Consider the following 20849-nt stretch of genomic DNA (forward strand, 5'->3'; position numbering starts at 1 on the left):
TAAGTGAACGGCATTACCCTACATAGGAGCTCTTTTCGTTTTTTGATACTTCCTGTATCCATAGACAAGTCCAATCTGTAGTACTTTCACTGAAAGCCAGATCATCGATATCTCCAGTTGTGTATCAACTTAAATGTAACACACAATCTCCAGGCTGTTCTAAAACACAGCCGAGATAATGAGTTTAGTGCCACTCCATCTCAACACTCAGCACTTGTTCGATGCCATCAAGATGGAAGGAATCTCGACATTAATAATACTGATGTGGAATAAGTATTATTAATTTTACTTATGCAGAACTAAATTCTATCTTGGCTGCATTATACAACACCATAAACAAACGCAATTACGCAGGGAAAAAGACGATGACCGCCATTACCGATTTAGACATTCTGCTAAAGTCCATGTCACCAGAGCTCATTGAAGGTGATTATGTTTTTTGTACTGTAGACGGGGGATTGGGAGATTATGTTCAACTCGAACCAATCGCGACCTTTCGTGAAAAGGAAAGTTTAACACTGGTTCTTGAAGAAGGCGTTGCGACCAAAGCTCAGTTAGACTTCGACGGTGTATTTAGCCTGATAACTTTATCGGTCCACTCGAGTCTTGAAGCGGTTGGATTAACAGCGGCTTTTGCCACCAAGCTAGGTTCATACGGCATTAGCGCCAACGTAATTGCTGGTTATTACCATGACCATATCTTCGTTCAGAAAGAGAAAGCAGAAGCTGCAATGAGTGCGCTGAAAGAGTTTTCAGAAACTGATTAATAAATAATTTGATTACTCACAAATACAAAAAAAGCGACGTAATCTACGTCGCTTTGACTTATTGCTTAACAATCACTCACTGATCAGGCATCAGTGAGTGAAACAGTTAAGCAAGCTTAAAAGTCGCCACTTTGTCACTTAAACCAGCGGCTTGGCTCTTAAGTTCGTTCGACTCAGTTAAGCTGTCCTGTGCGCCCACAACTAAGTGGTCCGTAACATCTTTAATGGTCGTAATGTTCTGAGTAATTTCACCCGTCACGTGCGTTTGCTCTTCTGCTGCGGTAGCAATTTGAGTCGCCATATCACTAATCAAAGCCACCGCTGTGTTGATCTCTTCTAGCGCATGTGAAGCTCGGTCGGCATCTTCGACGGAATGTATTGCCAGTTTCGAGCTGCTCTCCATAAGATCAACCGCTTGAGCCGTTGTGCGTTGTAAAACATCAATCGTTGACTTTATCTCTTCTGTTGAAGAGTGAGTTCGTTGAGAAAGCACACGTACTTCATCTGCAACTACAGCAAAACCACGACCTTGTTCACCAGCACGCGCCGCTTCAATCGCAGCATTCAAAGCAAGCAAGTTAGTTTGCTCTGCAATACCTTGAATCGTAGCAAGTACCGTCGAAATCTCTTGAGCATGCTTGTTTAGCTCACTGATCACATTACCTGCTTCATTCACTTCATTGGCAAGGTTATTGATAGAACCTTTGGTATCGACAACCAGGGCGTGACCGCTATTAGTGCTTGTCGCAGAGTCTTGTGCCGCTTTTGCTGTTTGCTCAGCATGCGATGCAATCTCTTGCGTTGCACTCGCCATTTCCGTTACAGCCGTCGCCACCATGGTGATCTCTTGCTGTTGATGATTAAGCTCATCCACCGAACGATTCGCTCGCTGAGTACTTTTCTCTGACTGGCTGTTAAGCTGCTCTGATTGCCCACGAATATGACCAATCAACTGCTGTAAACTTCCTACAAAAGTGTTGAAGTTCTGTGCTAGTTCTCCTACTTCATCTTGGTTCTCAACATGAATACGCTGAGTTAAATCACCACTACCATTAGCGATCTGCGCCAGTGCTTGAGACACATGGTTCAACGGACGGAACAGAATAGTACACAGCAGGTTAAACAATATGGTACATACAATCACAACCAACAGTGTCACCAACACTTGACCGATCACCGCATCAAATAACGGTGCAACCAAAGAGTCATGATTAACAACACTGATAGTAATCAGGCTTGTACCATCAATCGCACGTGCGTACAGAACATAGTCGCTGCCATTTAACTCGATAGCCGTGTCTTTACCGCTAGTCAGTGCCTTCTGTACATCAGAAAAATCTAGCCCTAGCGAGCTAATGTTCTCATTCAGCAACTTTGTATCAGCGTGCGTGTATACCGTGCCTTTGTTGGTCGCGATAAACATGTAGCCTTCGCCTGGAAGAATCACTTTTTCAAGGCTGTTTAGAATGTCGGTAATTTCTACATCGGCCCCCAAAACGACCTGCTGGCCATGCAGTTGCATTGCAGTACCCAACGACACAACGTTCGCCCCAGTTGCCGCGGCAACCGTTGGGTTATCCATGAACACCTTACTTGGGTTCGCAACCGCATTGGTGTACCAACCCCATACGCGTGGATCATCATTGCCCGGTGGCAACACTACGCCATTCGCATTTTTTTGCGAGCCATCTGGGAACGCTAAGAACACATTATCAAACGCCCCTGAATCACGAACCTGCTTCAGGTGAGTCACCAAGCTTTCTTGTGTTGACTCCTTCGAAAGTGAAGTAAGCGCACGTTCTTTGGATAAGATCCAATCCGATACATATTGATTGTAAGAAGCTGATGCACCTTCTAAGCGCTGTTCAACTTCAATATCTAACCGTTGCAATGAAGCACGAAAAGACAATACCTCGACCAAAATCCCCCCCAGGATAATGGCCATGCTGGCAGAGATCGCCAGCTTATTTTTAAGCGAGAGTTTCTTGAACATAGGAAACCTATAATTTGGAAGTAAAAACCGCGGTGACAAATTTGTCACCAATGCGGTTTGCAAGCACCATTTATTTTACGCTTTAAAATAAATTAATAAACCATCCAAGGTTAATATCAGCAATATATGTGAGTAGGGGCACGTATAGCGAGACATTCACCAATCAAATCATTGATTGTATGAGAAATCATACCGAGCAGCCTGTTGAAGGGTAATTAAGTTAAATACGCTCAACATAGTGTTGTTACCTAGACGAAAAATAGAAAAGGACCCAACACATAACGTTCAGCCCTTTATTTCTCGTCATTTAAACCCAACGGCATTCTTATTTCCATCAGATCAATATTTATATTCGATTACTTAGATTTCACCGAAGTTGGGGTTAGTTAATAATCGCTTTAATTACTTTACTAACTATTAGTTTTGTCAGTTATTGTATTTTCACTTACCCAATACTAACTCAACAACCAACGACTACTAGTTGTTCGTCACAGAAAGTTTGTAGCCCAAATGTTGAACATTCACATCAGCGTAGCCTAGAGCAACGGCATAGTCTGCTGCGTTTGTGAAAGCAGAAAACATGATTGAAACGGCTAGTGTTATAAACACACTCATTTTCATATTTTGTTCCTTTTTGGCTAAATAGTTTTAACTGGTTAAATGGGGTTAGTTAGTTAGTTAGTTAATTGAGCGAACTGAATGTTATTACCAACGTGAGCGATATGAACGATGGCAGCTTTTGCAAGTCGCCTGCGCTGCTTTTAATCCTGATTCCACCAGTGATACATCACCTTGTTGGCTACCTTGATAGAGTTCTTGGAACCCTTGATTCATTTGACTTAGTAGTCGTTCGAATTTTTCAGGCTCACTCCACACACTCTCTTTAGCTTTACTTCCCTCTTGGCTGCCCACCGGAAATGACGTCAGTAACAATTCGCTATGAGCTGTTAACTCTAAACTCGTTTCTTCTAATACCTGCCAACTCGTATCGTTGCCATCTAATAAGTCTTTGGCTTGCTCAATCAAGGTTTCAACTTGTGTAAATGCGTATTGGCGCTGTTCAATTTGGTTCGAATGATCTTGTGATGCCCAAGCGTGGGTACTAAGTAAAACGGTTGTAGTGCACAGTAGGCTCACCAATCTCTTGTGAATCATTCTCTTGTTCATATTGATCTCTCCTCGCTTCATATAGCTTTTGTTGTCTGGTTTCGATACAGACATCGATGATTCGTTTCGGTGTTCCGTTTTGCTCTGATGTCTGTGTTTCTTTGATGCCTGTGTTTCCTTGATAAAGTCAATTTACACAGCAATAGTTGCAATTGCAACTATTGCTGTGTAAATTACTGTAAAGCGAACAGAGATTAAATAAACAAAAGAGAGAGTGAAACTATGAAGATTTGGGATCTATCAACTCGCCTATACCATTGGACGCAAGCGGCGCTTTTCATGGGGTTAATGGCATCGGGCATTTCAGGTAATGGACCCCACGTTCAACTTGGGCTAGCACTTATGACATTAATCGTTTGGCGATTGGTCTGGGGTTGGGTGGGTAGCGAAACGAGCCGGTTCAGACAGTTTTTACGATCACCTAAATCAGTAGTTCGTTATTTATTAGGAAAAGAAAAAGAAAAGCCAGGCCATAATCCTGCTGGCGGTTGGATGGTTGTTACACTGTTACAGCTTTAACTATTCAGTGTGTTTCTGGTTTAGCCTTAGCTGGGCTTCTTGATCACTTACCCTATGCAAATATCTGGTTGAATGACTCCGTGTTTTCATTATTAGAAAACATTCACCTCACTATGATAAAAGTACTTCCAACTCTGATTGCGGTACACGTCCTTGCCGTTTTGTTCTATAAATTACGCTCAAAACCATTAACTTGGGCAATGGTCACTGGCTTCCAAAGAAAAATCGAACTTAATGGCAGTGTTGCGTTTGTTTCTCAATGGCGTGCGTTAGGCGTACTAGCTTTAGCGGCGCTGCTCATCATTATGCTGACAGTGTTGGCGTAAATTAATAGGTTTGACGAGTATAAAACCGGATGTACAAAAGGGGTAAGCCGACGACTTCTAAAAATCGTCTCGCGAATAGAGCGCGACTAACCAAAATCTAACGTCAGCAACAATCGCGTCTCGTTAAATGAAGTTACGGGTGAGCAATGCACCAGACCCGCGTTTTCGTTGCCACTCCATCGCTCCCCTTTAAGCAATGCCACATCACCACTCGAAAGTTGCTCGATATCCGACTCATGACTGTACAAGCCTGACTCTGAATCTGGCTTTCCGTTACTCCCTCTTCCTAGCTTCGTACGGTCGACCAAGTCGTTTGGCAGCCATTGAGTGGCAACACCATGATAGGTAGTCACTAAACGGCAAGGGACTTGGTCAACATGGAAGCGTGGACACATCGCTTTATTCAGAACCGCTAAACGGAGCCCTACTTCTTCAAGATCAAACAAACAACAGAACATATCCACCAGCTCTACCATGTTTTCTAGTAGTGCTTTAGATGCGGTTTCGTCGGTAGCAAACTCCAATTTCTCATAGGCGTTGTCTGGAGACAGGCTCATAGATTTACTGAAGTTTGGATTCAAGGCGATAAATTCACTGATTGCCATTGTTAAATCTTCATCAAATGTACGCTGCCAAATCGCAATATTGACATTGCTTTGATAGATGTCTGCCAGTACCGTTGGCTGCTCAGAAGCGCTATAGCATGGAGCATGATTCGCATGAACCTTGATACTTGCAGCAGAACCAATGTTAAGTGGCTGATTATTATCGGTTGTCACAGGTTTCGTTAACACGGCATTCATTACGTCATCTCCTTGATACATGCTTGTTGTTTTCCTCTTACCGATACGAACGTTATTCTCAGTAAGAGTGATATTTGGGTTATGTTATAACATAACCCAAATATCACAAGCAACTTGGCATACATGTTTCCAATTATATGGATATGCGTTTGCAGCCTTAGGTAACTTGATGAATGTGGATCACTGCAGAAAAACGCGAAAGCTTAGCTATGGCGTTCATATAAATTGACTCAGCAAGCAACGGCTTTCACACCATAAGCCCCAAGTTAATCGAGAACTCAGACACGAAAGTGTTGAATTACGCGTTCTATAAGTTCAGAGATGTCGTTGATGTCACATGTCGTTACACAGCATGACGTCTTAAGGCTTTACATCTTGAGCGAGGTAAACAACAATCCCTGAGAATAAATCCATAACATAATGTATTTAGAAATTATGAGCAGCACAGAAAACAAAAAATCGAGTCCTCTTTTCGAAGTCGTATTTAACGTCTTTCTTCCTTCATTCATCTTAATGAAGTTCAGTGGAGAGGAACACCTAGGAACTGGCTTAGCACTACTTGTCGCGCTTGCCTTCCCTATTGCTTACGGTGGTATGGAGTTAGTCCGCAACAAGAAGTTTAACTTCATCGCGGCACTTGGCTTTGTCAGCGTATTATTAACCGGCGGTATCGGCTTCTTCGAACTTGATACTCGTTGGTTAGCATTAAAAGAAGCATTAATACCCGGCCTAATTGGTTTAGCGGTTCTTGGCTCAACCTTCACTCGCTACCCGTTTATCCAAAAAGTTATCTTCACGCCTGCACTGTTAAACATATCTCTAATCGAAGAGCGTTTAAGAGAGTTTGGTAACCAAGCAGAGTTTAATCGTTGCCTAATGAAGTCAAACTACCTATTCGCTAGTACCTTCGCATTTTCTTCTGCGATGAACTACTTTCTAGCGACTTGGATTGTGACTAGCCCAGCAGGTACTGCAGCTTTTAATGAAGAATTGGGGAAGTTGACACTTTACAGCTACCCGGCCATCGCTATACCAAGTATGTTGATGATGTTAGGTATCTTCTACTACATTTGGCGCCAAGTTCGCTCGATGACTTCGCTAAAAACGGAACAGATCTTTATTACTAAATAATTTTCGTTGCGTTAGCTCCGAGTACAAAACCACTTCAAATACTCGATTGCTTTAAAAAACAGATTGCTTCAAAAAAGCATGAGCCCAGCACACACGCTGGGCTTTTTTGTCTGTTCTACATACAGCAAAATATTAACTTTCAATTGATATCATGAATTAATTTAAACAAAACGATGTTCATTTTCATGACTCACTGTCCATAACTGGCCGAAAACAAGTAATAGTCAATGATTTGCATTGAATGAGGCGTGATATGTTTTTATAATCAACTTCGTTTGTTACTTTACAAAGTTCAATCCTAGCAATGACATAACTTCAGTTCATATTGGTCATATTTAACCAATAGTTTGCAAAAACCAAACGCCAGACGAACTCGACAAGGAATTTAAAACATGAACAAATCTCAATTAGTTGAACACATCGCAACTTCTGCTGACATCTCAAAAGAGCAAGCAGGCACAGCACTCAATGCGCTCGTTGAAGGCATCTCGACTACGCTTGCTAATGGCGACGATGTATCTATCCTTGGATTTGGTAGCTTTAAAGTGAATAGCCGCGCTGCTCGCACTGGTCGCAATCCAAGAACTGGAGAAGAGATTCAAATCTCAGCGTCAAAAACACCAGCATTTAAAGCAGGTAAAGCACTAAAAGAGACATGCAACCTGTAAGATAGAAAATACAAGGAAGGTTACCGATGACAACTAAGGAAAAAACAAAAACGAGCCGCAGTAAAAAAGCCGGCAAGTCAACCAAAGCACAAGCAGAAGGGCCTAAGGCTCGTCAACGCATTGAAGAGCTGCTCGAAGAGCGTGAATTAGCCAAACTGTTAGAGCTGTAGTATGTGTTAGAGCTGTAATTAAAGATTTACATGATGGTTTGTTGTCATTCAAATGCCACTGCAGATTTGCGGTGGCATTTTAGTTTGAAGAACAAGCCCTAGCGGATCACTCTTCTTCCCCCTTTCAATCCCCTCTTCACTTGCAATCCCCCTCGCTTTCAAAAACGAAACTTTAGCTTACTGGCTTTAAGCTGATATCGCGTTGACGACCAAGCTTGAGAAGCGCATGATTTTATTTCGAGCAGAATAGTTTTTTGGCCGTGTAACCCACCCCATAACTGTTTCTGTGCAACGTACCCTATTGAACGGCAGGTCACATGAATAAAATTGTTATGTTAGTAATGGGGCTGCTTTTTACCAGTCGATTGTTCGCTAGTATTGTGCCGCATGTTAGTCAACTTGAGCATGATGCACCTATTCTACTCCGCTCAGCGTTGATCGTAGGTGTTTCGGCTTATGCCGTCTGGACAGCGTTCAAATACTTCAAAAAGAACAAAGCTTCTAGTTCAGATCAAATCTAGGCGGTGCTGACATGAACTGGCTCTTTGCCGACGAACATAACTTCCCGCACTGCGTAATTTGGCTTTCGAGGAAATAAAGATTACGTCTGCTTTTCACCCATTGAGCGCGAATTTCGAGTTCCTGACCAATGGCGATTGGATGGTGAAAGCGAGAAGTTAAACTCACCGTCATCGCATTGATATTGTTATGGAACAAGCAATACAACATCGCGCTGTCGTGTAACGCAGTAACAATGCCCCCCTGCATAATACCGTCGTAGCCCTCAGCTTTATCTGTTGGTACAATCTTGGCTATAGCTTCATACTTAGCTAAATTTTCATGCTTAACTGGCGTTTCATGCTTAGCTAGCGTTTCGTACTGAGCCAAAGTCTCACCTTCGCCAATAGCTTCAAAACAAATGGGACTGTCTGTGAAAAAACCTTGGCTGCACACTTGGCAACGGCGATGGTTGTGAGGAATGAAAACCTTCATACTTACCCTTATTCCTGTGAACCCTTAGATTCCTAGAGATAGATATGGCTCGACCAAAAAAACATCGTCAATTATGTACCCGTGCGGCTTACTCATGTTTTAAGCCTAATGGCGTTCCTATGGACGAGCTTCATAAAGAAGAATTGCTATTAGAAGAGTTAGAAGCCTTACGCTTAGCTGATCAAGAAGGATTGAGCCAGCTTGAAGCCGCCGAGCAGATGCAGGTGTCTCGCCAAACGTTCGGCAACATCATCAAGCGTGCAAGAGCCAAAGTCGCCAAGTGCATCGTCAACGGCCATGCGTTGGTGATTCAAGGCAGTTAATTCACGTGTTAGCCAGAAGTTATTTAACTCAGCGAGCGAGAACTCTTGATACTTAACTTGATACTTAGCTTGATGGCTCAGTAATCTGATACAACTTTCGGCTTTGCCCTTCACACACATCCTTGCAATTGCATTCGCGCTCAATGTCTAACTGTGCGAGTCCTCCACAACTGCCTTTGATTGGCTTGCGCGAAAAAATCACGCCTATCGCCATCAGTGTAACGACTCCGACAAACCCCAATAGCGTCAACAAAAAGGTCATTTACGGAACCCTCGAATAGCGCCTAGCTGATTAGGCTGTGCCATTAAAATCGAAGCTTGTTTTTTGTGCCCTTTCTCGCCGCACGTTTTATTGCTACACCCGCTATTTCGCGACTCGCGACCATAATCGAGGTCGGTTACTTCTTGTAGATTGCTAAAATCCAGAGTGGTAACTTCGGCTTTTCCTTTAGATGTAAAAACGCGAACATCATGATTGAACAAGTGCGACAGCATTTTCTTCCCGATGTGACGAACCACAACAGCTTTCACATCATAAGATTTAACGACGGACATCCATTGCTTCTTCTTATTGCACGGGCTGTCTGACTCAACCAAAGGAATAAGATGCTTTATTTGTTGTTGCTCATCGACAATCGCGATCTGTGGAGAACGGGCAAAATGGTTGCCGACATGAAGGTCACGACAAGGTATTGCGTATAACATAGTAACTTCCTGTTATTGATAATCAGGAATTCAGAATACGCCCCATTACTAGCATATGCCAATAACCATCGTATGAGAAATAAGATTTACAGAATGGATACTTAAGTTAAGAAGTAAATCCTCAACAACATCATTTAACACCAATTGAAATAACAACTGACTCTGGCATGAACAAGCGCATTCAGTATTATTGATTTACAAAAGGGAATGAAACCGCTAAGACAAACCAGCGTGAAGCGATATAATGCGCCTCAACAAAGAACTACAAAGTAGCCACACATGCCTAAAGATCCCGGTTTCACCACAGAATACATCCTCGACAAAACGTTTTTCGCAGAGTGTTATGATCAAACGAGCCTTCCGACGCAATTTCCAAAAGCCTATTTAAAGGCATTTTTGTTTCTTATTTTTGGTTGGGTTCTATTGGAGTTTGAACTGTTACCTAGTGGCTACGTAGGCTGGTTTTTTATCGTTTTGAGTGTGATTGAAGCGTTCAGTGTATATTGCAAGAGAACCTGGTGGTTATGGCGACAAAAAATCAGCTCAGGTGCTGGAAGCAAAGTGGTCTTTTCAGGGGATACTGATGGTGTGAGTTATAAAAACCGTAAAGCCACCAATACTATCGCTTGGCGTGACATCGACCAACTTGAACAGACCGATCTCGGCTTTATCCTTCATATTGGAAAGCAGCGCCAATATGTGAGTAAATCTTGTTTAAGCGATGAAGCCATTGCCTTCATGATTGAACAACACGAAGTTTCCAAAACATCCAAAGCTTCCTAAGCTTCCTAAGCTTTCTAAGCTTTCTATGCAAATTAGCATCAATTAATGCCTGCCAACTTGGTGGGCATTTTTACATCACCCTAAGTGTCATGACTGGACTACAACAATGGCCACCGTATACCAAATAAGTGATTGTCACCTTTCCTTAATAACTCAGCTTACTGAGTAAGTTGCTCAAACTTCGGTAAACTCTTCACAAACATCTGATGCACATCCATGTAGGTTTGCATATAAATTTCATCGATACTGTCACCACAGGGGAAACTAGATGAGAAGTCGAGATGTTTACGGTCAATCGACAATTTGGCGGCCTCGATAATGTGAGCGATGAACATTCGCGGATCTTCCAAGCCGATAGAGATACGCATTGTGGTTGGCTTGATGCCTGCTTCATTTAACGCTTCATCGCTGAGCTCTGAGTGCGTGGTCAGTGCTGGGCACAAGGCCACGGTGTTGGTTTGCCCTAAGCTCACTTGCATGCCGATTGCTGGCTCAAGCATGTCGAAGAACTGTTTAAACCCATCTCGATTGATTGGTGCACGGTCGCCGTTACCTTCCATATCGATTGTGAAAAGCGCCGCTGGTAAACCCAAGTACATGTTGTTCTGGCAGTGTTCATAGTTATCGCTGTCTGGCAAAGCTGGACATGACACATTGATGTCTGGGTGGGCATCGAAGATCTTCGCCAGAGCCAGGGTATTAATCGTTTTTTGCACCACTCGCATCTCATACGTTTTCATACCATTGAGCACTTCAAACGCTTTGTCTGCGTCTAGGAATGCGCCCTTAATGTAGTACACATTCCAAAACAGCGTTTCGTTCCATGGAATGGTGACCTCATCGCCGTTAGGTTTGGTGAAAGTGACCTCCTCTCCTTTTGGAATAAACATGGTCTCGTTACGGCCAATCACAACCCCAGCAGTTGTGGTGCCAGAACCCGCCAGTTCTTTGGTGTAAGAGTGAATAACATAATCGGGTCTTTCCATCACATCATCACGTTTCAGTACTGGGTGTAATAAAGGCGTGCCCACTGTCGAGTCAACAATCACATCCCAACCACGAGAGTGACCTGCTTTACTGATACTAGCAACATCTAACACGTGTCCATGCGGGTTACACGGTGACTCTAGGTAGACGTAGATTTTCTTACCCGCAGCGATGCGATCTGCGTATTTATCGGCAACCTCATCAAGTCGCGTCGCAAACTCATCCCCGGAGTAACCATCCACCCACTCTACCGCGACATTCAGGTTCGAAGGCTTGCCAAACCAATCTTCCAACAGTTGGTAAGAACCGCCGTAGATATTGCGTGAAGCTAAGACAATGTCTTCATACCCAAGTAGATGGCTCAACAACCCATCAATAGCGGCCATCCCCGAGTTAAAGTTCCATGCGAGGTACTCATTGGCTCTAGAGCCTGCCTCAATATCAACCATGTGGTTAGCCAGTGAAATCGATGTTGGGTTAAGCAGTCGAGAGTAAATATCGTGCAGCGGCTCCTTACCATTAAACGCATCTTCAATCCATTCTGTACACGCAAACAAATAGGTCGCGGTACGTGTAATCACAGGGCTCGCAGAGAAAATAGCAGCGACATTATCGAAGATAGGATACGCACCTTTGGATGCAAAATTACCATTATTGGTGGCAATAGACTGGTAAGTGGCGCGCATTGGGTTTTGCAGATTGTCGAGGATCTTAGCGATCTGGAATGACAAAAAACGTTTGGCGTTAAACCAAGCGATTCGGTCGCTCTTATCGAGCTCTGAAAGGCCATCAACCGTCAATGCCCAAAGATCGTGTGTCTTGGTATTGGCTTTGTACAGTGTCGTCGCCAGTTCGATAAGCGTGACGCCGTAATCACTGTTTGGGTCGATACCAAAATGCTTGGCTTGCTCAATGGCAAGGGCTTCTGCTTGTTCGTGTTTGGTAGTTTTACGCAGCGGGCTAAGTTGAGTTGAAGTATTCATAGTTCCTAAGTCATTCCATGCTGGTTGTTCCTCCTTTAATTTTAGCTTTGTGCAGATGCTAAAAATTGCTATTTACGAAGTAAGACATACACTTTGAGCAATAATATTGCCAAACTAAATTCAATATTGATGGAATATGCCAATGGATGAGATCGATAAGAAAATACTGGCTGAACTGCAAAGCAACGCTCGGCTGACTAATCAAGAGTTGGCCGACCGAGTAGCACTGTCGCCCTCTCCTTGCTTACGCCGAGTTCGAGCATTAGAGAAACAAGGGATTATTCGCGGCTATCACGCCAGTGTTGACCAAGAAGCGTGTGGCCTGCCAGTCAATGTGTTTGTGTTGGTGAAACTTGAAAAGCCGACAGAAGAGAACATGCGAGACTTTGAACAGCACATCGAAGTGATTGATGAAGTGTTAGAGTGCTTTCTAATGACGGGCAATCACGACTACCTATTGCATGTAGTCAGCGAGTCGCTCAAAAGCTACGAGCAGTTCATCCGTAAACAACTAACTCGCCTGCCCAATATTGCTTCTATTGAATCCAGCTTCGCCTTCGGTCAGGTAAAAACTAAGACCAAGCTGCCAGTCAGGTAATGAGTGTCACGATAACTTGGGTTTAAAGACCTCTAGATCATTATCGGCACATATAGAGCTCTGTCCATTGCTACTGAGTCAGTGCCACCTAGTTTCCGCGCCTAAGCCATAGAGTTAATCGCTTGGGTCAACGTTTATTAACCAGTCTTGGTTGCTTCCAGTATATTGAGATGCCCTAGGTCTCATTGTCGTGAATTCGGTTTTCGATATCCCGAAATTTCCTTTATTTTCAAAGCTGTTTTGTTATATTCATGTGAAACATTACTAATATAAGAAATGGCTTAAATGATAAAACAAAGTTGTACTTTTTTAACGTCACTGTCGCTGCTGCTATCCGCTAGCACTTTTGCATACGATCTTGAGATAGAAGCTTTTGAAGGCGAAGAACTCGCACTTTTAAAGAACGCAGAAACGTCTAGCGATAACGAATTGCTAATGCAGGCTGCTAACCTTTTAATTGAAGATTCAATGTATGAAGAGAACTTACAACGCGGATATGAGTACATGAATCAAGTAGCGGAATCTGGTGAGGTAAAAGCGATGATTACCTTGGCAGATAATTATTACTACGAAGAGCAATACGAAAAAGCACTGGCTTGGTACCACAAAGCTGAAACCAGCAAAGACCCTTATGTGCTCTACTCATTAGGCGTAATGTATTTTGATGGTGAAGGTACACCTGTCGACCTAAAGAAAGGCAACGATTATTACCTAGCTTCTGCAAAAGCGGGGTATTCTGACGCTATGTATCAACTCGCATTTTCATACGATGAAGGTCAAGGCGTCACTCAAGACTTCTCCAAATCTGCGTATTGGTTTGAGCAATCGGCTAACTTAGGCGATGCAAGTGCTATGTACAATTTGGGTATTTCTTACCTAAATGGACAAGGCGTTGAAAAGAGTTGCTCTAAAGCGATGCAATTATTTAGCAAAGCCATTGAAGAAGATGAACATACACTTTCTTATGTGAAGATGGGTGATATTTACTCTTCTACGCGATACAAAAAACCGTGTGGTTTCAAAACTACAGACGCAAAAAAAGCATTAGAGTATTACACTCACGCCGCAATGCAGGGCAACGATTATGGTCAATATTCCGTTGGTTACGCCTACCGTAATGGTCACGGTACATGGAGCGATTTTGTTAAAGCGCTAGCATGGTTTGAAGTCGCACAGGAATACGGTAACTCGGATGCAGAGAAAGAGATAATAGACGTGAAACAGTACATGTCGAAAGAAAACATTGCCGCAGCTGAGCAGCTTAAAGACTCTTTAATCGAAGATATCTGGTAAGGACAGTAACGACTCTAATTGTCATGGACTAGAACACTTCTATCCAATTATCTGTTAGAGATCGGTTTATTGTAATAGCCTCAAAACTAAGGCCTCGCACACGCGAGGCCTTAGTTTTATCTACAGAGCAGCTTATTCGCAATCAATTAATCAATTAACCAATCAACCGCTCCAAACCCACTGAATCACTCTCAGTCCATTCGAGTAATGAAGGTTTGCTCGTCATCGACAAAAGCCACATAGTCGCCGTGATAGATAAACACTCGACCTCTCCCTTCAACGATGCACGCAAGCTGTGGGTTCAAATCTTCGTCAAGATTTTCACTTTGATACGTGCCGGTATCGGTGATCACACCGCGGAGTTTAGGTAAAAATCCATAGCTGCGCTTGGCTTGATCAATCAGGCTCAATTCACTGGCGGTCGAGAAGTAAGATGGGATTGGGCCTGCATCTTCGATAAACATAGTTTTCAGTTCTTCAAAAGCTGTAATCACCAGCCAGTCGATGCCGTTAACGTGATGGATAAACATTGTCTATAAATACCTAGATTCTCGATAATTCTGATGCAGGGATTCTATCACTATCAGACGCGATTTGCGGCAGAACCGTATTTTCTTTTGTCCTCCAACCTCTAAGAGGATACATAGCTGATCTTCCTCGCGAGTTGGACGTATAGGCTCCTTAAAAGGAAGGAAAACTATGGCCAACGTCTACGTCAGCATCGGAAGCAACATTAACCGCGAACACCACGTCACAGAGTCTCTCAAAGCATTGAATGACCGCTTTGCACCGCTGCACATTTCTAATTTCTACGATTGCGAGCCTGTCGGTTTCGAGGGGGACAACTTCCTAAACCTTGTCGTTGGGTTTGAATGTGACCTCCCTGTCGCTGAACTGGTTCAGGTTCTACATCAAATCGAAGCAAAGAATGATCGCAAGCGTCAGACCAAAGCCTATGCTTCACGCACGATGGATATCGACATCCTTCTTTATGGTAATCAAGTCGGCATTATTGATGGCGTAGAGCTGCCTAGAGGCGAAATCACCGAGTACGCATTTGTACTCAGACCGTTAGTCGATATTGCCGCGCAAGAACGCCACCCCACTCTAGACATCTCATTTCAGCAGCTCTGGGAAAGCTTCGATCAATTGAGCCAAAAAACCGAACCCATCCCTTTCCAGGTCAGTTTCACTTAGCCTTTCCATGACTGAAAAAAGAACGGCTACAAAATGAACAACGGCTAAAGGAACGACTGAACTCTTAATCACCTGAGCTTTACTGATCTTTTCTTAAAACAAGCACGTAACTGACTTCACTTTCTAAGGATTGGACACTGTTATGAATCACAACGCCATTATCACTATTACGAACCTCAGACTAAGAACCTTCATCGGCTTCAACGAAGAAGAAAAGTCTAAGCAGCAAGACATCGTTATCAACGCAGAAATCCACTACCCCGCTAACAACCTTTGCCTCTCTGATGATGTGGAGAACGCACTCAACTACAAAAATATCTGCAAGAAGATCATTCAACACGTCGAATCCGGAAGGTTTCTGCTTTTGGAAAAATTGACCAGCGACGTACTCGGCATTTGTATCGATCACTCATGGGTGAAATACGCTCAAGTGAGAATTGACAAGCCTCATGCTCTTCGCTTCGCTGATTCCGTTTCGCTCACCCTGAGCTATGAAGCAGAACTCGAAAACTAATTAATAAGGAGTGCGTCATGCTGAATACAGAAGCCGAAAAAGTAAGAGAAGCTTTGCTCGCAAGAGGACTTGAAACTCCAATGACAGAGAGCGAAATGAACCCCAACCAGAAGTACAACCGCATCAAAGGACTGTTGACGGAAGTGGTCAGTACGCTTGGACTGGATTTAACCGATGACAGCCTTGCTGAAACACCTCATCGCATTGCAAAGATGTACGTCCATGAGATATTTTCAGGGCTCGATTACGATAACTTCCCGAAAATCAGTGTTATAGAAAACAAAATGTCGGTTGATGAAATGGTCAAGGTATCGGATATCGATTTAACGTCGACGTGCGAACACCACTTCATTACCATCGATGGTTTAGCGGAAGTGGCTTATATACCTGAAAACAAGATTCTTGGGCTGTCTAAAATAAACCGTATCGTTCGATTCTTTGCTCAGCGTCCTCAGGTACAAGAACGCCTTACTCAGCAAATCCTAGTCGCGATACAGACTCTAGTAGAGACAGAAAACGTGGCCGTGACGATTAAAGCCACGCACTATTGCGTTAAATCCAGAGGCGTCATGGATGCAAACTCTGAAACCTCAACAACCGCTCTCGGTGGTATTTTCAAAACTAACCCTCAAACCAGAGCTGAGTTTTTACGATGAGTGAAACGATATTGATAACCGGCGTGGGAAAGCGACTCGGATTCGCATTGGCGCAGCAACTTATAGCGGATGGATACAAAGTGGTTGGCACTTACCGCAGCGACTATCCTCAACTGCAACGGTTGCGCGACAATGGAGCCGACTTGCAGCAAGTAGACTTTTATCAACAAAGCAGCTTAGAGGGCTTTCTTGATTATGTTGGTCAAGAATATAAGACACTCAGAGCCGTCATACACAACGCTTCGGACTGGAAACCTGAGAGCAAGAAAGATCCCAGTGAAAATGCATCACACATCATGCACCAGATGATGACGATTCACGCTACCGTGCCTTATCTGTTCAATTTAACACTCAAAGACCAACTGATATCTGGCGATCAAACTTCAGACATCATCCACATCAGTGACTACGTTGCAGAAAAAGGCAGTAAAAAACACATTGCTTACGCGGCCAGTAAAGCGGCGCTCAACAACCTAACGCTATCGTTTTCAGCGATGCTGGCTCCCAAGGTCAAAGTAAATACCCTCTCTCCAGCCATGATTAAGTTTAATGAGCATGACGATGAGGCATACAAGACCAAAGCGCTGCAGAAAGCTCTGATTCCCACAGAAGCGGGCTTTGAGGAAATAATAGATGGCATCAAGTTTGTGTTGGCCAGTCACTACATGACAGGAAGAACTTTGCACCTTGATGGCGGCAGACATTTGAAGTAATGCGCTTACATTGTCTGCTACCTAAAACTGCTGCTATATAGCGAATGCGGTTAACTAGAAACCGTTATAAGCTAGAAACTGCTATGACCTAGAAACTAGTATAAGACTGAGGAAGGCGAGTCTCTTCATCCCAGCCTAACAACTCAATATTGATTAGTGATTTACGCTTCTCATTACACAGTGAAGCGATATTGATAATAGGAAGCTGGCTACGAAACTGCGCGGTGAGGATGACCTTTTTACTTTCACTCAGGCAGTCTCGGCATTGCGCCAAAACCGCTTCAGTATCTAGCTGGTGTGCGCTCTCGATAATCTGGATATCGGCGTTCTCTTGATAACACTCTATCAACCAAGATACGGCAGTTGCTTCTGAGCTGGTGAGCACGATGACATCTTTTGTTGCCATAAGCTCGTTGAGTTCAAGCTCTTTTAGTTCAGTTTCCATAATTAGGGCGTGTTGATCTTTCGAGCTGATTTTTGCAGCGAGTTGCTGGGTATTTATACAAGGCAGAGGCATCGATGTGTAGCTAGCCTACATGAGAAGCCGATAACGTAGTAGAAATGACCAGCAAACGCTGCCCGAAGGGTTCGGCTAAAAGCGTTTTACTCTTTGTTGAGGGAGATTTGCTTAGAATGACTAGGCTACTTCTCCCTCGCCGCGATTAAAACGCTTTTATCTCGAACAAAATTTAACCACGAAAGGTCAACGCGCCCTAAAATCTACTTTACGAGAGTTTTGCTGATTAAGGTACTTTCGAGATATAATTATCGCAATTTTTTCGGTTTTGATGAATCTTTGCGCACTTGATGGGCTAAAAATCAGCAAAGCCAGATAAAACACAATAAATTCGAATGTGGAAGGTCGATTTTAAGCGAGTTTCCGCGTATAAATGTTCCTTTGCTCTGTTGTGTGGAATGACCACTGACAGCTTGGAAATTAGTAAATAATTAAGAGATTGGGAAATTCATTATGCGTACCCATTACTGTGGTAACCTGAACAAGTCCCTGGCGGGACAAACTGTAGAGTTGTGCGGCTGGGTAAACCGTCGCCGTGATTTAGGCGGTCTTATCTTTATCGATATGCGAGATCGTGAAGGCGTCGTTCAGGTTGTTGTCGATCCAGATATGAAAGATATCTTCCCGATCGCTAACCAACTGCGTAATGAATTCTGTATCAAGTTTACTGGTGAAGTACGCGTTCGTCCGGACAGCCAAGTAAATAAAGATATGGCGACGGGTGAAGTTGAGCTTTACGCAACTGGCCTTGAGATCATCAACCGTTCAGAAGCGCTTCCACTAGACTTCAACCAAACGAACTCTGAAGAGCAGCGTCTTAAGTACCGTTACATCGATCTTCGTCGTCCAGAAATGAGCGACCGTATCAAGCTTCGTGCGCGTGCTTCTAGCTTCGTTCGTCGTTTCCTAGACGAGAACCTATTCCTAGACATCGAAACGCCAGTACTAACGAAAGCGACACCTGAAGGCGCTCGTGACTACCTAGTACCAAGCCGTGTTCACAAAGGTAGCTTCTACGCACTTCCTCAATCTCCTCAGCTGTTCAAGCAACTGCTGATGATGTCTGGTTTTGACCGTTACTACCAAATCGTTAAATGTTTCCGTGATGAAGATTTACGTGCTGACCGTCAGCCTGAATTTACTCAAATCGATATCGAAACATCTTTCATGACTTCTCAAGAAGTACGTAACGTAACTGAGAAGCTTGTTCACGATATGTGGAAAGAACTTCTAGATGTTGAACTAGGTCAATTCCCAGTAATGCCTTTCTCTGAAGCGATTCGTCGTTTCGGTTCTGATAAGCCAGATCTACGTAACCCACTAGAGCTAGTGGACGTTGCTGACTTGGTTAAAGACGTTGAATTCAAGGTGTTCTCTGGCCCAGCTAACGACGAAAAAGGTCGCGTAGCAGTTATCCGTGTTCCAGGTGGTGCTAAGCTAACTCGTAAGCAAATTGACGGTTACGCTGAACACGTAAACATCTACGGCGCGAAAGGCCTAGCTTGGATGAAGGTTAACGACCGTGCTGCAGGCATGGAAGGTATTCAATCTCCAGTTGCTAAGTTCCTAAGCGAAGACGTAATCAACGGTATTTTAGATCGCACTCAAGCTGAATCTGGCGATATCATTCTGTTTGGCGCAGACAAAGCGGGCATCGTTGCTGAAGCAATGGGCGCACTTCGTATCAAGCTAGGTGATGACTTAGAGCTAACAGACAAGAAAGCGTGGGCTCCACTGTGGGTTATTGATTTCCCAATGTTCGAAGAAGACGGCGAAGGTAACCTACACGCAATGCACCACCCATTCACATCACCACTAGGTGTGAGCGCGGAAGAGCTAATAGCGAATCCAGCAGCAGCAAACTCTGATGCATACGACATGGTAATCAACGGCTACGAAGTAGGCGGCGGTTCGGTACGTATTCACAGCGCAGAAATGCAAACGGCTGTATTCGCTATCCTAGGTATCGAAGCTAAAGAGCAACAAGAGAAGTTCGGCTTCCTACTTGAAGCTCTTAAGTACGGTACGCCACCACACGCAGGTCTAGCATTCGGTCTTGACCGTCTAGCTATGCTTCTTTGTGGTACAGAGAACATCCGTGATGTTATCGCATTCCCGAAAACAACAGCTGCAGCATGTCTGCTAACAGATGCGCCAAGCCTAGCAAACCCAGCATCACTGGAAGAGCTAGCAATCGCTGTTAAATTGGCAGAGAAGAAAGAGCAAGCGTAAGCCTGTTATCTTTCTTGTTGATGAAGAGATCCTAGTTGATAGAGAGCTCTTAATTAATTAGCCAAGATTTGTGAGTAAATTAGAAAATGCCCGTTAATTTGACGGGCATTTTTTTTTGCGTTCGATATACTAAGCTGAAAAGCATGTATAAATAATCAGTATTGAAGTTATGTCTATTATCTTAGGGATTGATCCTGGCTCTCGCATTACCGGCTATGGCGTGATTCGTCAAAATGGTCGCCATCTATATTACTTAGGTAGTGGTTGTATTCGTACTTCCGAAAAAGAATTGCCGGGTCGACTAAAACAGATTTATGCCGGTGTGAGCGAAATCATCACTCAGTTCCAACCGGATGTGTTTGCGATCGAGCAGGTTTTCATGTCGAAGAACGCTGACTCTGCACTTAAGCTTGGACAAGCTCGAGGTAGCGCGATTGTGGCAGCGGTGAATGCAGATTTACCTGTTCATGAATATGCGGCTCGTTTGATCAAACAAGCGGTGACAGGTAATGGTGGCGCTGACAAGTCTATGGTTCAGAACATGGTGATGAGCATGCTCAAGCTACCTGCCAAACCACAGGCTGATGCTGCCGATGCTCTCGGCGTAGCGATCACTCACGCTAACACCAATAAAACCTTGGTTGCACTGGCAGGTAAAGCGACAGGTGCGAGAAAAGGACGCTACCGTTAATCCCCCTATCGCTTTCTAGAAGTTTTCTTTCGATGAGCCTTACGCCCCCGTTTGGCTCATATCAAAACAATACGCACCTAAATCCTTGATGAAATGAGATCTTTCGAACAGAACCCAGAT

25 protein-coding genes and 1 pseudogene are annotated in these 20849 nt (G+C 43.8%); 16 read left to right on the top strand and 10 right to left on the bottom strand.

Going from position 1 to position 20849, the window contains the following annotated elements:
• The first annotated feature begins 365 nt into the window (after nucleotides 1–365).
• Nucleotides 366–767, top strand: a complete 402-nt coding sequence (locus tag AB4589_RS07830) for an ACT domain-containing protein (protein ID WP_012604152.1) — start codon at nucleotides 366–368, stop codon at nucleotides 765–767.
• Nucleotides 768–873: 106 nt separating this feature from the next.
• Here the strand turns inward: AB4589_RS07830 and AB4589_RS07835 are convergent, their stop codons facing one another.
• The 3 genes from AB4589_RS07835 to AB4589_RS07845 all read right to left on the bottom strand — a co-directional run bounded on the left by AB4589_RS07835 (nucleotide 874) and on the right by AB4589_RS07845 (nucleotide 3981).
• Entirely contained in the window at nucleotides 874–2760 is a 1887-nt protein-coding gene (locus tag AB4589_RS07835) for a methyl-accepting chemotaxis protein (RefSeq protein WP_122046683.1), read from the bottom strand.
• 477 nt (nucleotides 2761–3237) lie between these two features.
• Nucleotides 3238–3381 carry a hypothetical protein gene (locus AB4589_RS07840; RefSeq protein WP_017096974.1) on the bottom strand — a complete coding sequence of 48 codons (144 nt, stop codon included), beginning with the start codon at nucleotides 3379–3381 and terminating at the stop codon, nucleotides 3238–3240.
• An 84-nt stretch (nucleotides 3382–3465) separates the two neighbouring features.
• Complete coding sequence (locus AB4589_RS07845) at nucleotides 3466–3981, bottom strand: cytochrome c (protein ID WP_017096975.1); 516 nt, start codon at nucleotides 3979–3981, stop codon at nucleotides 3466–3468.
• A 168-nt stretch (nucleotides 3982–4149) separates the two neighbouring features.
• On the opposite strand from AB4589_RS07845, the pseudogene AB4589_RS07850 reads away from it, so the two are divergent.
• Nucleotides 4150–4772 (top strand): annotated as a pseudogene (locus tag AB4589_RS07850) (cytochrome b/b6 domain-containing protein).
• Between the two features lie 86 nt (nucleotides 4773–4858).
• Here the strand turns inward: AB4589_RS07850 and AB4589_RS07855 are convergent.
• Nucleotides 4859–5575 (bottom strand): DUF1826 domain-containing protein, encoded by a 717-nt coding sequence (locus tag AB4589_RS07855; protein WP_102258556.1) that lies wholly within the window; start codon nucleotides 5573–5575, stop codon nucleotides 4859–4861.
• Nucleotides 5576–6010: 435 nt separating this feature from the next.
• On the opposite strand from AB4589_RS07855, the gene AB4589_RS07860 reads away from it, so the two are divergent.
• The 4 genes from AB4589_RS07860 (at nucleotide 6011) to AB4589_RS07875 (ending at nucleotide 8065) form a co-directional block, all read left to right on the top strand.
• Nucleotides 6011–6706 (top strand): VC0807 family protein, encoded by a 696-nt coding sequence (locus AB4589_RS07860; RefSeq protein ID WP_017096977.1) that lies wholly within the window; start codon nucleotides 6011–6013, stop codon nucleotides 6704–6706.
• A 392-nt stretch (nucleotides 6707–7098) separates the two neighbouring features.
• Complete coding sequence (locus AB4589_RS07865) at nucleotides 7099–7374, top strand: HU family DNA-binding protein (RefSeq protein ID WP_009846966.1); 276 nt, start codon at nucleotides 7099–7101, stop codon at nucleotides 7372–7374.
• A gap of 26 nt (nucleotides 7375–7400) precedes the next feature.
• Nucleotides 7401–7544 (top strand): hypothetical protein, encoded by a 144-nt coding sequence (locus AB4589_RS07870; RefSeq protein ID WP_009846967.1) that lies wholly within the window; start codon nucleotides 7401–7403, stop codon nucleotides 7542–7544.
• Nucleotides 7545–7861: 317 nt separating this feature from the next.
• Nucleotides 7862–8065: a hypothetical protein gene (locus AB4589_RS07875; protein ID WP_012604160.1), complete on the top strand. Its 204-nt coding sequence runs from the start codon at nucleotides 7862–7864 to the stop codon at nucleotides 8063–8065.
• Here the strand turns inward: AB4589_RS07875 and AB4589_RS07880 are convergent.
• Nucleotides 8046–8537: a PaaI family thioesterase gene (locus tag AB4589_RS07880; protein WP_017099735.1), complete on the bottom strand. Its 492-nt coding sequence runs from the start codon at nucleotides 8535–8537 to the stop codon at nucleotides 8046–8048. The two genes, AB4589_RS07875 and AB4589_RS07880, sit on opposite strands and share 20 nt — an antisense overlap.
• 44 nt (nucleotides 8538–8581) lie before the next feature.
• Between AB4589_RS07880 and AB4589_RS07885 the strand changes: the two genes are divergently transcribed.
• Nucleotides 8582–8860 carry a DUF134 domain-containing protein gene (locus AB4589_RS07885; RefSeq protein WP_009846970.1) on the top strand — a complete coding sequence of 93 codons (279 nt, stop codon included), beginning with the start codon at nucleotides 8582–8584 and terminating at the stop codon, nucleotides 8858–8860.
• 64 nt (nucleotides 8861–8924) lie between these two features.
• On the opposite strand, the gene nqrM is transcribed toward AB4589_RS07885, so the two are convergent.
• Together nqrM and AB4589_RS07895 are read right to left on the bottom strand one after the other, a co-directional pair.
• Nucleotides 8925–9122, bottom strand: coding sequence for a (Na+)-NQR maturation NqrM (gene nqrM, locus AB4589_RS07890; RefSeq protein ID WP_009846971.1), 198 nt, complete (start codon nucleotides 9120–9122; stop codon nucleotides 8925–8927).
• Nucleotides 9119–9565, bottom strand: a complete 447-nt coding sequence (locus AB4589_RS07895; RefSeq protein ID WP_017088152.1) for a NifB/NifX family molybdenum-iron cluster-binding protein — start codon at nucleotides 9563–9565, stop codon at nucleotides 9119–9121. Before AB4589_RS07895 ends, nqrM begins: the two co-directional genes overlap by 4 nt.
• Before the next feature lie 279 nt (nucleotides 9566–9844).
• Between AB4589_RS07895 and AB4589_RS07900 the strand changes: the two genes are divergently transcribed.
• Nucleotides 9845–10348, top strand: coding sequence for a YcxB family protein (locus AB4589_RS07900; RefSeq protein ID WP_371704787.1), 504 nt, complete (start codon nucleotides 9845–9847; stop codon nucleotides 10346–10348).
• A 158-nt stretch (nucleotides 10349–10506) separates the two neighbouring features.
• Here the strand turns inward: AB4589_RS07900 and AB4589_RS07905 are convergent, their stop codons facing one another.
• A complete protein-coding gene (locus AB4589_RS07905) occupies nucleotides 10507–12318 on the bottom strand; it encodes a PLP-dependent transferase (RefSeq protein WP_372100035.1) in 1812 nt (603 codons plus the stop codon).
• 142 nt (nucleotides 12319–12460) lie between these two features.
• Between AB4589_RS07905 and AB4589_RS07910 the strand changes: the two genes are divergently transcribed.
• Together AB4589_RS07910 and AB4589_RS07915 are read left to right on the top strand one after the other, a co-directional pair.
• A complete protein-coding gene (locus tag AB4589_RS07910; protein ID WP_012604166.1) occupies nucleotides 12461–12916 on the top strand; it encodes an Lrp/AsnC family transcriptional regulator in 456 nt (151 codons plus the stop codon).
• A gap of 285 nt (nucleotides 12917–13201) precedes the next feature.
• Nucleotides 13202–14209, top strand: a complete 1008-nt coding sequence (locus tag AB4589_RS07915) for a tetratricopeptide repeat protein (protein ID WP_372100037.1) — start codon at nucleotides 13202–13204, stop codon at nucleotides 14207–14209.
• Between the two features lie 191 nt (nucleotides 14210–14400).
• On the opposite strand, the gene AB4589_RS07920 is transcribed toward AB4589_RS07915, so the two are convergent.
• Complete coding sequence (locus tag AB4589_RS07920) at nucleotides 14401–14739, bottom strand: hypothetical protein (protein ID WP_009846986.1); 339 nt, start codon at nucleotides 14737–14739, stop codon at nucleotides 14401–14403.
• 169 nt (nucleotides 14740–14908) lie between these two features.
• Between AB4589_RS07920 and folK the strand changes: the two genes are divergently transcribed.
• The 4 genes from folK to folM all read left to right on the top strand — a co-directional run bounded on the left by folK (nucleotide 14909) and on the right by folM (nucleotide 17289).
• Nucleotides 14909–15406, top strand: coding sequence for a 2-amino-4-hydroxy-6-hydroxymethyldihydropteridine diphosphokinase (gene folK, locus AB4589_RS07925; protein ID WP_372100039.1), 498 nt, complete (start codon nucleotides 14909–14911; stop codon nucleotides 15404–15406).
• A gap of 142 nt (nucleotides 15407–15548) precedes the next feature.
• Nucleotides 15549–15920, top strand: coding sequence for a dihydroneopterin triphosphate 2'-epimerase (gene folX / locus AB4589_RS07930; protein WP_372100040.1), 372 nt, complete (start codon nucleotides 15549–15551; stop codon nucleotides 15918–15920).
• Nucleotides 15921–15937: 17 nt separating this feature from the next.
• Nucleotides 15938–16576, top strand: a complete 639-nt coding sequence (gene folE, locus AB4589_RS07935; protein ID WP_009846989.1) for a GTP cyclohydrolase I FolE — start codon at nucleotides 15938–15940, stop codon at nucleotides 16574–16576.
• On the top strand, nucleotides 16573–17289 hold the full coding sequence (gene folM, locus AB4589_RS07940) for a dihydromonapterin reductase (protein WP_009846990.1): 717 nt from the start codon (nucleotides 16573–16575) through the stop codon (nucleotides 17287–17289). The genes folE and folM overlap by 4 nt, the downstream gene beginning before the upstream one ends.
• Before the next feature lie 88 nt (nucleotides 17290–17377).
• On the opposite strand, the gene AB4589_RS07945 is transcribed toward folM, so the two are convergent.
• Nucleotides 17378–17734: a hypothetical protein gene (locus tag AB4589_RS07945; protein WP_372100042.1), complete on the bottom strand. Its 357-nt coding sequence runs from the start codon at nucleotides 17732–17734 to the stop codon at nucleotides 17378–17380.
• Nucleotides 17735–18259: 525 nt separating this feature from the next.
• Between AB4589_RS07945 and aspS the strand changes: the two genes are divergently transcribed.
• Together aspS and ruvC are read left to right on the top strand one after the other, a co-directional pair.
• Entirely contained in the window at nucleotides 18260–20038 is a 1779-nt protein-coding gene (gene aspS / locus AB4589_RS07950) for an aspartate--tRNA ligase (RefSeq protein WP_372100044.1), read from the top strand.
• A 169-nt stretch (nucleotides 20039–20207) separates the two neighbouring features.
• The gene (ruvC, locus tag AB4589_RS07955; RefSeq protein ID WP_009846369.1) at nucleotides 20208–20729 is read left to right on the top strand and encodes a crossover junction endodeoxyribonuclease RuvC; all 522 of its coding nucleotides are present in this window, start codon (nucleotides 20208–20210) and stop codon (nucleotides 20727–20729) included.
• Nucleotides 20730–20849: the final 120 nt, after the last annotated feature.

The organism is Vibrio sp. 10N.222.49.A3 (genome assembly GCF_041475145.1).
GTDB classification, from domain to species: Bacteria; Pseudomonadota; Gammaproteobacteria; order Enterobacterales; family Vibrionaceae; genus Vibrio; species Vibrio tasmaniensis_A.

Bases quoted from the DNA above. Each gene is read 5' to 3' on its own strand.
- AB4589_RS07830 (WP_012604152.1), top strand. From the start codon at position 366: ATGACCGCCATTACCGATTTAGACATTCTGCTAAAGTCCATGTCACCA.
- AB4589_RS07835 (WP_122046683.1), bottom strand. From the start codon at position 2,760: ATGTTCAAGAAACTCTCGCTTAAAAATAAGCTGGCGATCTCTGCCAGC.
- AB4589_RS07840 (WP_017096974.1), bottom strand. From the start codon at position 3,381: ATGAAAATGAGTGTGTTTATAACACTAGCCGTTTCAATCATGTTTTCT.
- AB4589_RS07845 (WP_017096975.1), bottom strand. From the start codon at position 3,981: ATGTCTGTATCGAAACCAGACAACAAAAGCTATATGAAGCGAGGAGAG.
- AB4589_RS07855 (WP_102258556.1), bottom strand. From the start codon at position 5,575: ATGAATGCCGTGTTAACGAAACCTGTGACAACCGATAATAATCAGCCA.
- AB4589_RS07860 (WP_017096977.1), top strand. From the start codon at position 6,011: ATGAGCAGCACAGAAAACAAAAAATCGAGTCCTCTTTTCGAAGTCGTA.
- AB4589_RS07865 (WP_009846966.1), top strand. From the start codon at position 7,099: ATGAACAAATCTCAATTAGTTGAACACATCGCAACTTCTGCTGACATC.
- AB4589_RS07870 (WP_009846967.1), top strand. From the start codon at position 7,401: ATGACAACTAAGGAAAAAACAAAAACGAGCCGCAGTAAAAAAGCCGGC.
- AB4589_RS07875 (WP_012604160.1), top strand. From the start codon at position 7,862: ATGAATAAAATTGTTATGTTAGTAATGGGGCTGCTTTTTACCAGTCGA.
- AB4589_RS07880 (WP_017099735.1), bottom strand. From the start codon at position 8,537: ATGAAGGTTTTCATTCCTCACAACCATCGCCGTTGCCAAGTGTGCAGC.
- AB4589_RS07885 (WP_009846970.1), top strand. From the start codon at position 8,582: ATGGCTCGACCAAAAAAACATCGTCAATTATGTACCCGTGCGGCTTAC.
- nqrM (WP_009846971.1), bottom strand. From the start codon at position 9,122: ATGACCTTTTTGTTGACGCTATTGGGGTTTGTCGGAGTCGTTACACTG.
- AB4589_RS07895 (WP_017088152.1), bottom strand. From the start codon at position 9,565: ATGTTATACGCAATACCTTGTCGTGACCTTCATGTCGGCAACCATTTT.
- AB4589_RS07900 (WP_371704787.1), top strand. From the start codon at position 9,845: ATGCCTAAAGATCCCGGTTTCACCACAGAATACATCCTCGACAAAACG.
- AB4589_RS07905 (WP_372100035.1), bottom strand. From the start codon at position 12,318: ATGAATACTTCAACTCAACTTAGCCCGCTGCGTAAAACTACCAAACAC.
- AB4589_RS07910 (WP_012604166.1), top strand. From the start codon at position 12,461: ATGGATGAGATCGATAAGAAAATACTGGCTGAACTGCAAAGCAACGCT.
- AB4589_RS07915 (WP_372100037.1), top strand. From the start codon at position 13,202: ATGATAAAACAAAGTTGTACTTTTTTAACGTCACTGTCGCTGCTGCTA.
- AB4589_RS07920 (WP_009846986.1), bottom strand. From the start codon at position 14,739: ATGTTTATCCATCACGTTAACGGCATCGACTGGCTGGTGATTACAGCT.
- folK (WP_372100039.1), top strand. From the start codon at position 14,909: ATGGCCAACGTCTACGTCAGCATCGGAAGCAACATTAACCGCGAACAC.
- folX (WP_372100040.1), top strand. From the start codon at position 15,549: ATGAATCACAACGCCATTATCACTATTACGAACCTCAGACTAAGAACC.
- folE (WP_009846989.1), top strand. From the start codon at position 15,938: ATGCTGAATACAGAAGCCGAAAAAGTAAGAGAAGCTTTGCTCGCAAGA.
- folM (WP_009846990.1), top strand. From the start codon at position 16,573: ATGAGTGAAACGATATTGATAACCGGCGTGGGAAAGCGACTCGGATTC.
- AB4589_RS07945 (WP_372100042.1), bottom strand. From the start codon at position 17,734: ATGGAAACTGAACTAAAAGAGCTTGAACTCAACGAGCTTATGGCAACA.
- aspS (WP_372100044.1), top strand. From the start codon at position 18,260: ATGCGTACCCATTACTGTGGTAACCTGAACAAGTCCCTGGCGGGACAA.
- ruvC (WP_009846369.1), top strand. From the start codon at position 20,208: ATGTCTATTATCTTAGGGATTGATCCTGGCTCTCGCATTACCGGCTAT.